Origin of the sequence: Candidatus Enterococcus ikei (genome assembly GCF_017316105.1) — a bacterium.
In the GTDB taxonomy this organism is placed as follows: domain Bacteria; phylum Bacillota; class Bacilli; order Lactobacillales; family Enterococcaceae; genus Enterococcus_L; species Enterococcus_L ikei.
The window spans coordinates 51,599-65,000 of record NZ_JAFLWD010000006.1; the positions used below are offsets into that span (position 1 = coordinate 51,599).

At 35.9% G+C, this 13,402-nt stretch carries 14 protein-coding genes and 1 other annotated feature; of the genes, 1 reads left to right on the top strand and 13 read right to left on the bottom strand.

From position 1 onward, the window contains the following. Positions 1–5: 5 nt before the first annotated feature. Positions 6–743 carry a DNA/RNA nuclease SfsA gene (gene sfsA, locus JZO69_RS01970; RefSeq protein WP_207111380.1) on the bottom strand — a complete coding sequence of 246 codons (738 nt, stop codon included), beginning with the start codon at positions 741–743 and terminating at the stop codon, positions 6–8. A 219-nt stretch (positions 744–962) separates the two neighbouring features. Between sfsA and JZO69_RS01975 the strand changes: the two genes are divergently transcribed. After that, positions 963–1,361, top strand: a complete 399-nt coding sequence (locus tag JZO69_RS01975; RefSeq protein ID WP_207111233.1) for a DUF4828 domain-containing protein — start codon at positions 963–965, stop codon at positions 1,359–1,361. A 44-nt stretch (positions 1,362–1,405) separates the two neighbouring features. Here JZO69_RS01975 and hisE read toward each other — a convergent pair whose 3' ends face one another. From hisE to JZO69_RS02035, 12 genes are all read right to left on the bottom strand, one after another. Next, positions 1,406–1,717: a phosphoribosyl-ATP diphosphatase gene (gene hisE / locus JZO69_RS01980; protein ID WP_207111234.1), complete on the bottom strand. Its 312-nt coding sequence runs from the start codon at positions 1,715–1,717 to the stop codon at positions 1,406–1,408. Positions 1,718–1,760: 43 nt separating this feature from the next. Continuing rightward, a complete protein-coding gene (gene hisI / locus JZO69_RS01985) occupies positions 1,761–2,066 on the bottom strand; it encodes a phosphoribosyl-AMP cyclohydrolase (protein WP_207111235.1) in 306 nt (101 codons plus the stop codon). Next, positions 2,066–2,818, bottom strand: a complete 753-nt coding sequence (hisF, locus tag JZO69_RS01990) for an imidazole glycerol phosphate synthase subunit HisF (RefSeq protein ID WP_207111236.1) — start codon at positions 2,816–2,818, stop codon at positions 2,066–2,068. The genes hisI and hisF overlap by 1 nt, the downstream gene beginning before the upstream one ends. Beyond that, entirely contained in the window at positions 2,808–3,533 is a 726-nt protein-coding gene (gene hisA / locus JZO69_RS01995) for a 1-(5-phosphoribosyl)-5-[(5-phosphoribosylamino)methylideneamino]imidazole-4-carboxamide isomerase (RefSeq protein WP_207111237.1), read from the bottom strand. The genes hisF and hisA overlap by 11 nt, the downstream gene beginning before the upstream one ends. After that, entirely contained in the window at positions 3,511–4,137 is a 627-nt protein-coding gene (gene hisH, locus JZO69_RS02000) for an imidazole glycerol phosphate synthase subunit HisH (RefSeq protein ID WP_207111238.1), read from the bottom strand. The genes hisA and hisH overlap by 23 nt, the downstream gene beginning before the upstream one ends. Further along, on the bottom strand, positions 4,138–4,722 hold the full coding sequence (hisB, locus tag JZO69_RS02005) for an imidazoleglycerol-phosphate dehydratase HisB (protein ID WP_207111239.1): 585 nt from the start codon (positions 4,720–4,722) through the stop codon (positions 4,138–4,140). A 55-nt stretch (positions 4,723–4,777) separates the two neighbouring features. After that, positions 4,778–6,073, bottom strand: a complete 1,296-nt coding sequence (gene hisD / locus JZO69_RS02010) for a histidinol dehydrogenase (protein ID WP_207111240.1) — start codon at positions 6,071–6,073, stop codon at positions 4,778–4,780. A gap of 2 nt (positions 6,074–6,075) precedes the next feature. Beyond that, positions 6,076–6,708, bottom strand: a complete 633-nt coding sequence (gene hisG, locus JZO69_RS02015) for an ATP phosphoribosyltransferase (protein ID WP_207111241.1) — start codon at positions 6,706–6,708, stop codon at positions 6,076–6,078. A 1-nt stretch (position 6,709) separates the two neighbouring features. Further along, positions 6,710–7,894 (bottom strand): ATP phosphoribosyltransferase regulatory subunit, encoded by a 1,185-nt coding sequence (gene hisZ, locus JZO69_RS02020; protein WP_207111242.1) that lies wholly within the window; start codon positions 7,892–7,894, stop codon positions 6,710–6,712. A gap of 124 nt (positions 7,895–8,018) precedes the next feature. Continuing rightward, positions 8,019–8,292: a binding site (T-box leader), on the bottom strand. A gap of 619 nt (positions 8,293–8,911) precedes the next feature. Then, positions 8,912–11,452 (bottom strand): lectin-like domain-containing protein, encoded by a 2,541-nt coding sequence (locus JZO69_RS02025; protein ID WP_207111243.1) that lies wholly within the window; start codon positions 11,450–11,452, stop codon positions 8,912–8,914. Next, positions 11,449–12,492: a WxLIP family cell surface protein gene (locus JZO69_RS02030; RefSeq protein WP_207111244.1), complete on the bottom strand. Its 1,044-nt coding sequence runs from the start codon at positions 12,490–12,492 to the stop codon at positions 11,449–11,451. The genes JZO69_RS02025 and JZO69_RS02030 overlap by 4 nt, the downstream gene beginning before the upstream one ends. 111 nt (positions 12,493–12,603) lie before the next feature. Next, entirely contained in the window at positions 12,604–13,341 is a 738-nt protein-coding gene (locus JZO69_RS02035) for a WxL domain-containing protein (RefSeq protein ID WP_207111245.1), read from the bottom strand. Positions 13,342–13,402: the final 61 nt, after the last annotated feature.

Sequence of the window (13,402 nt, forward strand, 5' to 3'; positions counted from 1 at the left end):
TACCCTCACCTTTCTGAATTTGGATCTTCAAACGTTTTTGTAACATCAAATGGCACTTGATGTTCTATTGCTATTGTATCAGGAGTCACACTACAATTGTAAGCAATCACGCTTAGTCCTTGTTTTTGACCCGATAAAACCATTTGTGCTAAAGCTGGCTGCATGTCTGTGTGGATTGTTGCCATTTCAATTTTTTCAAATTGAACAACAAATAATACGTAACTTTGATAGCCTTTATGCATCGCTTCGATCAATTCTGTCACATGCTTTAATCCTCGCAATGTTGGCGCATCAGGAAATGCACCTACTGCATGATTTTCTAAGGTCATCCCTTTGACTTCAACAAAGGCTTGATTGCCAGTATCTGTCTCCACCAATATGTCGAATTGTGATTGAGCAAAGCGTTTTTCTCTTTTTACTGAAATGATGTTTCCTTTTAAACCAGGTAGAATGATCGTACCGTTTTGAATTGCATGAGCCGCTAATGCATTCGGCACTTGGCTGTCTATATTAAACCAAGCTGTGTCTTTTTTGACAGCAATCAGATCATAATCTGTTTTTCTTTTTGGCGATGGCTGATACGACAACGCAACTTCAACTTCTGGATGAAACAATTCTTTGCAGCGGCCAGTATTTTTTACGTGAACCGTTACCATTTCACCCGTTTCTTGCAATCGACACTCAGCAATAAAACGATTTGGTCTATCAATAAAATGTGCTAAATGCACGTTCGGATATGTAATCATTGTAACACCCTTTCTTCAAAACAATACCATATTTTGGATGAAAAAGCATCGTCAAACTTTTCAGACAACCCTTCCGCTATTTCATCTGATTATTACCGAAACACACCTTTCTAATGACAAAAATTTCAACTTCATTAAGTTTTTTTATAGGAAGAGATTTTCGAATAGTTTGTTTTTTAATTTCGTGCTATGATTGTTTTGGAGGAGAATGATACTATGAAAAAACATTGGTCATTATTTTTAGGTGCATCACTTATTACAGGTATTGCCGGCTCATTGTTCTTGAAAAAGAAACAAGAGAAACAGCAGACTGATTCAGATATTCCTAATTTATATAAAAGTTATTTAGGTAGTTGGTGGTTTGTTAACAAACAAAAAGCTACGCAACATACGTTAAAAATCAAAGACGATTTACAAATCATTATCGATGGTAAAAAATTGAGTTATATGTTGGTGGAATTAACCAATAAACGATTAGTTGCCCAAGATGAATATGGTTATCATTTGATTGTGCAATGTCTGAATGACAAACCTGCCTCATTATATGACGAAGCAGATGATGCTACTTATGTTTTAGAAGCAACTGATTCTTTAGAAGATTTGATTGAACAATAAAAAAGCGAACCTCTATTTATTTTATAAGGGTCGCTTTTTTTCTTTTATAACTCTTTGATTTGCTTACGATCTTCTGTCTTACTTAATTTTCCCTCTCGCAACTTTAGCTCCTTTTTGATTGCTTCTAAAGGAATATTTTTTTCAGCTAACAAAACCAACATGTGATAAATCAAATCAGAAGTCTCACTAACTAATTCGTGTTGATCGTTTTTAGCAGCAATGATTACTTCGGTGGCCTCTTCTCCCACTTTTTTGAGAATTTTATCTAAGCCTTGATCGAATAAATAATTAGTGTACGAACCTTTTTTAGGTTCTTTTTTACGTGTTACTATTTCTTCATATAGTTGTTCAATCATGCTTGATTCCCTACCTTCCTTGACTATAAATTAGCCTTTCAAACTAAACAATAACATTGAAAAAGCAGCTATGTTCCCCAGTATGACAAGCAGGTCCAATTTGTTCGACTGTGATCAGTAAGGTATCTTTGTCACAATCGGTAAGGATACTTTTTACTTTTTGACGATGACCACTCGTTTCGCCTTTATTCCACAACTGTTGACGAGAACGCGAATAAAACCAAGTTGTTCCTGTTTCCAACGTTTTTTTGTAACTTTCTTCATTCATATAAGCCAACATCAGAACATCATTCGTTTTTTCTTCTATAATAATTGCTGGTAATAAGCCTTTGGTAAAATCTGGTTTCATCAACGTACCTCCATTCCACTTTGAGCCAATTCTTCTTTTAGTTCAGGAATTTTTATCTCACCATAATGGAAAATACTTGCTGCTAAAGCAGCCGAAACTTTTGTCTTTTCAAAAACTTCTACAATATCATTTGCACTGCCGCAGCCTCCTGAAGCAATTACAGGAACATTTACTGCTTTACAGATCGCCTGATTTAATGCGAGATCATAACCTGCTTTGGTTCCGTCTGCATCCATACTTGTTAGTAAAATTTCGCCTGCCCCTAAATCAACCGCTTTTTTCGCCCATTCTATCGCATCTAGTCCAGTGTCTTCGCGTCCACCTTTAACAAAAACATGCCAAGAATCACCGATCCGTTTAGCATCGATTGCGACAACAATACATTGTGAGCCAAATTTTTCAGCCCCATTTTTGATCAACTCCGGCTGTTGGATCGCCGCTGAATTAAGAGAGACTTTATCAGCGCCTGCCTGCAGCATTTTTTTCATATCAGAAATACTGCGGATGCCTCCACCCACAGTCAAAGGAATAAAAACTTCTGCTGCCGTTCGCTCAATCACCTCAATCATCGTCTCACGATCATCACTGGTGGCCGTAATATCTAAAAAAACTAGTTCATCTGCTCCTTGTTCATTATATGCTCGTGCGATTGCTACTGGATCTCCGATATCTTGTAAATCAACGAAATTCACACCTTTGACCACTCGTCCTTCGGTTACATCTAAACAAGGAATAATTCGTTTAGTCAGCATTTTTTGCCACCTCCAACATATCTGCTAAAGTGATTGCTCCGTTATAAAATGCTTTCCCAACGATTGCTCCGTATATTCTTAATTCAGCTAATTTCACTAAGTCGTCTTTACTGCTGATCCCGCCAGAAGCGATGATTTGCACTTCAGGTATAGCTTCTGATAATTTTTTATAGTCTGCAAATGTAGGTCCCGTCAAGGTACCATCCTTAGCGATATCTGTGTAGATAATTGTTTTGACTCCAATCGCAGCCATTTCTTTAGCCATTTGCAGGTAATCCGTTTCACTAACATCCAGCCAGCCGTCAATAGCTACTTTCCCATTTTTAGCATCAATACCGACTGCAATTTTATCGCCATGTTGTTTGACTGCTTCTTTGACTAGGTCGGGATCGCGCAAGGCTGCAGAGCCAATAATGATTCGATCGATTCCAAGTGCCACATAATCATCGACTTGCTCCAATGTGCGGATGCCTCCGCCGACTTCGATTTTTAATCCTGTTGTTTTTTTCATCTGCTCGATCAAAGATCTGTTTTCAGCTTTTCCCATCAAAGCACCGTCTAGATCAACGACATGTATCATTTGTATTCCCGCATCTTTGAATTCCTGTGCCTGAGCAATTGGATCATGATTTACGATCGTTTTCTGTAAAAAATCACCTTGAATCAACCGAACAGCTTTGCCTTCTCTGATATCAATCGCTGGTAAAACGTGCATGCTCCACTACCTCCTTAAATCCACTTAAAATCTTCAGCCCTGCTTCACTACTTTTTTCAGGATGAAACTGAGTTCCATAAATATTGCCTTTAGAAATCATTGCAGGTATTTTAATTGAATATTGTACTAAAGCATCGATCAAATCTGGTTCACAATCAGCATAATAAGAATGAACAAAATAAACATATTCACTATCTATTTCTTTTGTTAACAGCGTTTCATTCGTAACAATCAGCTCATTCCACCCCATATGCGGAACAGGTAAATCAGGATCTTCTGGTAATTTTTCACAAATACCTTCGATCAATCCCAATCCTTCGGTAAAACCATTTTCCATGCTGCCTTCTAATAACAATTGCATCCCTAAACAAACGCCTAAAATCGGTGTACCTTTTTGAGCCGCTTCTTGAATCACAGAGACTAATCCGCGCTCTTTTAATTCTTTCATTGCCAGTGAAAAGGCACCTACACCAGGTAAAATCAATCCCTCGGCTTCCTGAATTTCGTTAGGATCAGCAGAAATTTTATTTGCTAAACCGACATGGTCTAATGCCTTTTGGACATTGCGGGTATTTCCTGTATCGTAATCAATGATAATGATCATTTATAAAATTCCTTTCGTGGAGTTCACACCTTGAATTTCTGGATTTTTGGTGATTGCTTCTCTCAGCGCTCGTCCAGTCGCTTTAAACAAGGCTTCTATTTTATGATGCGTATTTTTCCCATGTAAAATTTTTAAGTGAAGATTCATTTGAGTATTAAATGCGAATGCTTGAAAAAATTCTTCGACCAGCTCTGTATCAAAATCCCCAAGCTTAGGATTATCAAACACAGCATCGAAAACCAAATAAGAACGTCCGCTTAAATCTAAAGAAGCCATTCCTAAAGACTCATCCATCGGCACAAAACTAGTTCCATACCGATTGATTCCAGATTTATCCCCTAACGCTTCTCGCATACATTGACCTAAAACAATCCCAACATCTTCCACCGTATGATGACTGTCTACTTCTAAATCTCCCTCTACTTTCACAACCAAAGAAATCCGGCTATGACGAGCAAACAAAATTAGCATATGATCAAAAAATCCCACGCCCGTTTGAATAGTAACAGGTTCTTGCTGGTCTAAATCAAGCGTCATCTCGATTTTTGTTTCAGCAGTTTCCCTTTTAAGTTCAGCTGTTCTCATTCTTTATCTCCTTTCAATTTAAAAAGCTAGAATATAAAAACGCAGCAATTTCTTTTTATTCTCCGTGTTCCAAAGTAAATCGGCATTCAACCGCCCGAGCATGTGCTTCCAAACCTTCTTTTCGTGCTAAAATAGCTATCGCTTCTTTCGTTTGTGCTAACGCCTCTTTTGTATAATAGGTGACTTGGCTATACTTTACAAAATCATACACACCCAATGGCGAATAAAATTTAGCAGTCCCGCTTGTCGGCAATACATGGTTTGTTCCTGATAAATAATCGCCTACAGGTTCAGACGCATATTCACCTAAAAAGATCGATCCTGCATTTTTTATTTCGTGTAGATAACTGATTGGATCAGGTAATTGGACTTCTAAGTGCTCTGGTGCAATCTCATTGATAATCGTGAACATCTCTGCAATTGAGGAAACGATGATGATTCGTCCGTGATCTTTGATTGCTTTTTCTGCTATTTTTTTTCGTGGCAAGGTTTGTAATTGTCTGTAAACTTCTTTTTCGACTTGCTCTGCAAAAACAACTGAGTCTGTCACTAATATTGCTCTGGCAAGCGTATCATGTTCTGCTTGAGACAGCAAATCGGCAGCAACATAGGTTGGATTAGCTGTCTCATCTGCTAAAATACCAATCTCTGATGGACCTGCTATCATATCGATCCCAACAACACCAAATACTTGTTTTTTTGCTGTTGCAACATAGATATTCCCCGGTCCGACGATTTTATCTACTTTAGGTACAGTTTCTGTTCCATACGCAAGTGCTGCAATACCTTGTGCGCCGCCGATTTGAAAAATCTTATCCACACCGGCGATTTTGGCTGCCGCTAAAATCACATCTGGAATTCCGTCTGTTGATGGCGGTGTGACCATGATAATCTCTTCGACCCCTGCTATTTTTGCCGGCAAAACATTCATCAACACCGATGAAGGATAAGCAGCTGTTCCTCCTGGTACATAAACACCTACACGATTCAAAGGTTGAACCAATTGTCCACGTAGAACACCAGCTTTTTCTGTGTCCATAAAATCGTATTGTTTTTGTTTTTGATGATAACTAATAATGTTTTCTTTAGCTACTTCCAAGGCCATGATCACTTCTTTTTCCACCTGCTGATAACCACGATCGATCGTTTCTTCTGTTATAAATAAATTGTTTAATGTCACTTGATCAAATGTTTCAGAAAACTCTCTCAACGCTTGATCTCCATTTTGAATCACGTTTTGAATGATCTGTTGAACTTGTTTTTCCACTTGACGATTGTCTTCTTGTGTAAGCTGATTCTCATTTGCTAATTCTAACAAAATTTCTGAAGTGTTTCCTGTTAGCCATTTCATAGTTATCCCCCTTCGATCACAGATTCTAGTTCATCAAACAATCGTAATATTTCTTGACGCTTGCGTTTGAGCATCGCTTTATTTACAATCACTCGGGCTGAAATCGGGCAAATATCTTCAAAAATCTTCAACCCATTTTCTTTTAGTGTCGTGCCTGTTTCGACGATGTCGACGATGGCATCTGCCAGTCCTAAAACTGGTGCAATCTCCACCGATCCTTCAATTTTGATGATTTCAACATCTTCGCCTTTCTTACGAAAATGTTCAGAAGCAATAGTTGGGTATTTCGTTGCAATGCGTTTTCGTTTATAATCATCCGGTTGATAATCTTTTGTGGAAGCTACTGAAAATTTACATAAGCCAATCTTTAAATCCAGCATTTCATAATAACCAAAGGGATGTTCGATCAATACATCTTTTCCAACTATTCCTAAATCAGCCACACCGTGACGAACATAGGTTGTCACATCAGCCGCTTTTACTAGCAAAAAAGTAAAGCGTTGATCTGGGCTGTTAAAAATCAATTTCCGCTGCTTTTCATGCATAAATGACACATCTATACCTGCTTGTTCAAATAGTGCTAATGTTTGTTTTTCCAAACGCCCTTTAGTCAATGCAATCGTTAATTGTGTCACTTTATTTCCCCACCTTTATCACCCGTATTTTGTCTTCAGTCACCTCAATAATTTGCTGATAATGCCATTTTTCTCCGTATCTCAGCGCTTCTTCTAGTGTTTCAAATAAGGATAATTGATAACCTGGATTCTCTTTTACTATCGCTTCTGATTTTGCTAACTGTTCTAAAGACCCATGAACCAATGTCGTCGGCTGATCTAAGGAAGCTAAGCCGTTGGTTTGATATTGTAAGGCAACCAAGGTGTCTAAGTTGATGCCCAAACCAACAGCAGGAATCACACGTTGTCCGAATTGTTCTGCTAAATGGTCATAACGTCCGCCACGTAAGAAAATATCAGGCACTAGATCCGCATAACCGCTAAATAAAACACCTGTGTAATAATCCATCAAGGCAACTAAACCTAAATCTACAGTTAATGATATTTTTTGATGACACTTCTTGATCGCATTCATTAGCGTTTCTAATTCGTCAATAATTTTTATGATTTTCGTGTCATTTGGGAGCAATGATTTTGCAATGGGCAACACTTCGTCTGCTTCACCAAATAGTCTGGGAATTGCACAAATAAATGCGTCTAAGTCACTTGGATATCTTGCTACAAATCGCTTTAGATCCGTTAAACTTTTATTATTAACATATGTTTGAAGCTCTATTTTTGCTTCATCATCTAATCCTAATGAAGCCACAATGAAACGGAATATTTCTGCATGCCCCAATTCAAAATGAAAATTTGGTATAGACAGGGCCTCCAAAATTTCAATAGCACACGAGATACATTCGACTTCAGCTTTTAAAGAAGAATACCCGATCAATTCAATTCCAGCTTGCGTCAGCTCATTTTGTTCGCCCAGCATATCATCATTTGAGCGAAACACTTTTCCACTGTACGATAACTTGAGAGGAGACTGAATGCCTGTCGTTGCAATCACTCGCCCAATCGGCATCGTCATATCCGGACGCAAAACGAGCAGACGACCTTGCTTGTCAAAAAAACGGTAAAATTCTTTTTCATCTTTTTCTTCACTGTCAAACACATCTTCAAACTCGATCATAGGCGTATCAATTCGTTGGTACCCTCTTTTTTTCACAATATCATTGATTTTTTTTTCTAATCGATACGCCCCATTTGCTTCTTTGAATAACTTATCTTTTGTTCCTGATGGTATACTGCGATTCCATTTCATTCGGTTTCCTCCTTGTTTTTAGAGAATAAAGTAGATAAGTTTTTAAGAGATGTTTTTTCTTTTTGCTCTTTTCCTTAGAACGAACCTATAAAGCTAAATAAAAAAAGCCCCTTGGCAAATAAGCCAAGAGGACGAGAATTTATTCACGTGGTCCCACCTCAGATTTGCTTTTACTTCTCAGTAAAAACCTCTGTTAGTTAGATAAACTAAGGAGTGATAACGGACTCTCCGATTTTTCCTACTCATTTAGAATACGAAGCTAACTTCAAGAAACTAAATTTTTTATTTCAGAAAAATAACTTACAAGCGTGTTCGATGATGATTCATTATTTCCTTTCAGCAAACGGAAACTCTCTAAAATGAATTGATTCACCTACTATTTTGATCATCGTTCTTTCATTTTATTCTCATTTATTTTTAAATAATTTATCATGAAATACGAATTTAGTCAATAGGCTATACAGAAAACTTGAGATATATCTGATTGCACAACAAACTTCTGTTAAAGATAAATCATAAGAAATCGTTTCTGCAGACTATCGGGAAACAATTCCACCTTACTTTTGAACAAAACGAAAATCAATGCACCTTACGCATGATGTACAAATCCTCTTGTACCATTTTTACCTTCCAAAGAGGTTGAACAGAAGTATTTAGCTCCGAACATCGAGTGGGTACTGTGCAACATCGACTCGTAATTCGTTGCGTTTTATAGTAATAAGAGAGAATTCACGAAAATTGGCAAGCATCATAGTGAGCTTGCCAAAGGAAACAATGCGTCTGAAGAACACATTGTATTGTGTATCATCGAGTCACTTCGTGCCTCGTGATTTACAACAGTATGATTGAAGTATAACGTAATAAGTTGCTGCTAATCACACCATTTGTTCTTATTTCTTTGAAGTTAGGACGTGACTCATAGAACTCTGTTCGACCTTACTTTTTTGACTTTATTCATCAACGTTATATGATAAAGAGTTTTTCAGGTCATTTCTTTTAATTCCGATCATAATGAAATCATGGCGTTTCCCCTATTTGCCATAGAATCGTTCCCCTGTATGCACCCAGTTTAAGAATTTCTCTTGACGTAACTTCCAATTGAAATCCTTTTTGTCCATTTTTCCAATCCTCACTTATATTGTACTCGTTAGAATCATTTGGCTTTCTAACTGCTATTGACCGCGCAACGTCCTTTAATAAAACTATAGATTGATCTTCATCCATTTTATACTTAATTGCTCTAGGTAGCTCCATACTTTCATCTTCCGTATTTGTTAAGGCTTTTTTTAATGTTGCTGTAACAGTCCAAGAGCTTTTAACCTTTCGATTATCCCAAATAATTAAAGGTTTATCGTATTTCGCTTGTTCTACTTTGATAAAAAAGTTCTTTATTGTTTTTCGCCCAAAGTTTAAATAGTTAGGTGATGAAATCATTTTCAGTGTCCCTTTAAATTGATAAGCAACTGTCTGTTCTTCTTTTGTTACAGAAATTGCTGTTTCTGAACTAGGTCTGGTTACTAATAAATAGTTCTTATTAATTATTTCTTCAATCTTTTTTTTAACAGTCTCTTGTTCAGTCAAATTTACGCTCTTACCAACGTTCTCAATTATACTCGTTGGATCAAGTATTGCTTCTCCCGATTCATCTACATATTGGACTATAACTTTTGAAAGATTTGCTACTATTTTCAAATTAATCGCTAAATTAAGAGTAGTATTCTTTTCTGTATATTCTAATTTCACTGGGAAATCTCCTTCGTCAGGAATCGAACCTGTTTGAGGTAATTGATCGGTTTCAATACTTATCAACGAAGAATCTAATTTTTCTAAAGAACCATCTACATTTGTTTGCCACATTTCTAATGATGATTCTTTTCGTAGTAATGCCTTCAACTTATCAGTTGTTTCAGAGTAATCAGAATTATAAATTTTGATATCTTTTGCTGCCATTAAAAATGTATCATCCTGTGCAATAGCTGTTTCTTTCTCTTTAATAAACAATGGTATCGTCACTTCTCCGATATTTCCCGCTTCATCTTTAAGAGAGAGAATGACATTGCTCACCCCAGCAGTTTCTACTATTTTCTTGATATCCTGTCCCTCTTTTAGATAGACTTGAACCTTCTCTTTCGCTGTCACATCATCCTGCCATGATTTTAAAAATCCTTTATAATCTTCTGCATTAGTTAGTTTATTGGCATCAAATTGATCTACTACAGTAAGTTTACCGATACCTGTTGGGGCTTTAGTATCTAATGTATAAGACACTGTGTTCATCTTCGTCTTGAAGTAATTTAATCCTGTCAAACTACTTTTTATAGTAGGTTTGCTTAACGAAATTCCCTTTGTTGGCTTTAACTTAAAAGATACATCAACTTTATTATCTTTACTGTCTAACTCACTTAAATTAACCTGTAAGATGTTATCAGCATAGTTGGGCGTTGTGGACACACCATTCACAGTTAACGTATCAGCAAGGTACTCTTGATTATCACTTAATGTGAATTTTAAAACAGGAGCTAGTAGATTCTGGTTCCCACCTTTATATTCTCCTGAATAATTCACTTGTAATTCTGTATCATTTTTAATAGCGCTAGTCTCTGTTAGCTCATTTCCTGCACTATCGGTCAATTTTAAACTATCAGTAAAATTAACCAATCCCGGAACTTCTTTGAAAATAACTTCTGCTTGTTCGGAATAAAGCCCAGTGGATCCTGTAAATCCCCAAAACACCTTATCTACATTGCCAAAAACCTTCTTATCAACCTCTATTTTCTGAGCACTCAAACCTTCAAGCTCATATGTCAAAGTCCCCTTATTATTACTATCAAAGGGTTGCCAACTAATCGCAAATTTACGCCATTTTCCATTACCCAGTTTAAAAGTAGGATACTGGACATTATGGTGTACTAAAGAGGTAACTTTCTTCTGACTATCTTCTCCTCTGTAGTCATCCATCTTATCAGGAAATATAACAGCTACGTGTCCTTTATCATCATTCTTATCTATACCATAATCAAAATTATCATTACGATATGTATCAAATTCAATAGCAAGACTATTTTTTATTTGTCCAATAAATTCAACTCCGTAAGAATAATCATAATAAGCATTTAACGCTGCTCCTTCCGTTTTTTTATAGATTGTATCTACTACCTTTGAATCGTTGTGTAGAACAAAAGTCATACCATCAGCATTACCATCTATCCTGATATACATTTCAGCCTCAAGACTTTTACTTAAATCTAATTTATTTGCCTCTGTTGAAAAAACATTTCCTGATTGAGACGATTTCTTATCTGTTATAATTACTTTATTACCAGAAACATAACTATTAGAATCCTTAGGAATTTTGAATATTCCTGTTAATGGTACACCTAAAGGAACACTATCATCTGTCTCAGCTTTCAACAATGACTTCGTTTTATTTATCTCATTATCAATAACTGATTCTGATGACTTGTCTTTCAAAGCTGGAGATGCTTCGATTTTATTTAGCTTTATAAAAAAAAATATACTTACTGCTAACAATATGACAACATATGATTTTTTTTTCATTTCAACTCACTCCTTATTGACTTAGACTTCTTATTTTTTCTCTTTATGATTTTAATTATTAAAACCACTAGTAGCGCTATTATCATAAGAAATAATGAAATATTAGAATGATCTCTTGTTTCAATTACTTGACCATTTACCCCATTTGCTTCTTGATTAGATATCATAAAATCCTCAACCCAAGACCAGGTCTCTTTACCTTTTGTCTTCACTGTAATGAAAGCTGTATATTCCCCAGCTTTCATTCGTTTATCATCAATAGGCACTGGAAAATCAATCATTGAATTTGGGGCTATTCGCATATCTTTATTGAAAATTTCAAACAGTTTTTTTGTCTTATTTCTATTCCTTACTTTGACATGTACGGATAGGTCCTCACCATATACTGGTTGACTATTAGAAAAATTCACAAATAATGTCGCTTTTCCATCTTGTATTCCAGGATATACTTTATTTAGCTTCATCTTTGGTTTAATATTTTTTGTTTCAGTTTCACTAATTAACATACCGATCAAATAAGCAAATTCATTCACGATCCCATCTTTGTCTTCGTTGGTTACATCGTGGTCTTCCTCAATTTTTTGTAGCTGTATGCCACCAGCAATGTATCCTTCAAAAGTAGTTGAGGGAACTTCTATCAAAAAATCAACCGTTTTGGTACTAGCTGATGGAACCACCACTTTTTCTGGACCTTTTACTATGTCCGCAAAATCAACTTTTAATGATGAATCTTTTTCAATTTTATTTGGTCCGTATTCAATAACACCAGCGCTATTGGTTTTTGCGCTATTTCTTCTAATCGCAATAATTATATCTTTTGCTGTTACATTATGTATTTTCAATTGAATATTTTGTTTTTGCCCTGGCTTCACCAATAAATCATAATAACCTACATCTCTATTGATTTGATTTGTAGGCATCACAATTTCGTATGTAAAATCTTGAAAACCATTCACCGAATTTTCTTCAGCAAAACTTGTTACGGATTGATTAATTACAATTAAAACAAAGGAAACGATAACTACAAGTACTTTTTTCATTTTCTTTTCTCAAACCTCTCATAATGAACAGCAATAAAAAATTGTCTTCATTCAAACATTGGAAAACTCACAACAATAACTGTCTACACGATCTATTTATATGTTTATTTTTTAATATGTGTTATCTAAACTCCAATTAACTGAACTTTTAAATGTTTTTCCAGAAGCGTTACTTCCAGAAGTAACATTTAGTTTAACATTCGAAATTTTCGTAACAAATCCGCCTTTCACAGCATCTGCTTTTGATTTTCCTAATATTTGAACAGCGGTAGTTTTCCCTGCTTCTAATGAAATACTCTTTGTTTTTCCATCACCAAGTATAATATTATTTGGCTCAGGTAGTTTCGAAGTATTCTCTTCAATAGGATTAGGAATAAAATCATTGGTTTCTTGGTCAATTTTAGTCCCAATTGTGTAAGCCTGTGCGTCGCCTAAATCAAATGTCAATTTTGACGGTAAACTAGTCGCAGAATCACCTGTTGAAACAAGGTCTGACATTGAAGCAGTTACCTTCCAAGCTGTAGTAGTCGTTACAGCATTCTCTCCTTCACCGGTTGTCGTTCCTTGTCTGTCATCGTTTACTGTAATGTATTGGGCTTCTTTAAAAGTGTTGTTGTATGTTGCAATATTAGCAACAGCTTTTTGGTTCCCAAAATCGAAACTAGATGGTACAAATACAAGTGATAAGTTATCTTTAAAAGGGCCTGATCCAGGTTTTACTGGTCCATCAGTTTCAAATTTAATTCCAACATCTGTCTTGTCTTTCCCTACTTCCTCTGCATCTGCAGTTTTCGCAAAAACCATTAATGCTGATGAAGCTAATAAAGTTGTTAATACAAGTTTTTTCATTTTTTAATCATCCTTCTGTAAATATAAATTAGATTAAAGACAGTTATTGTTGTGAATTTTC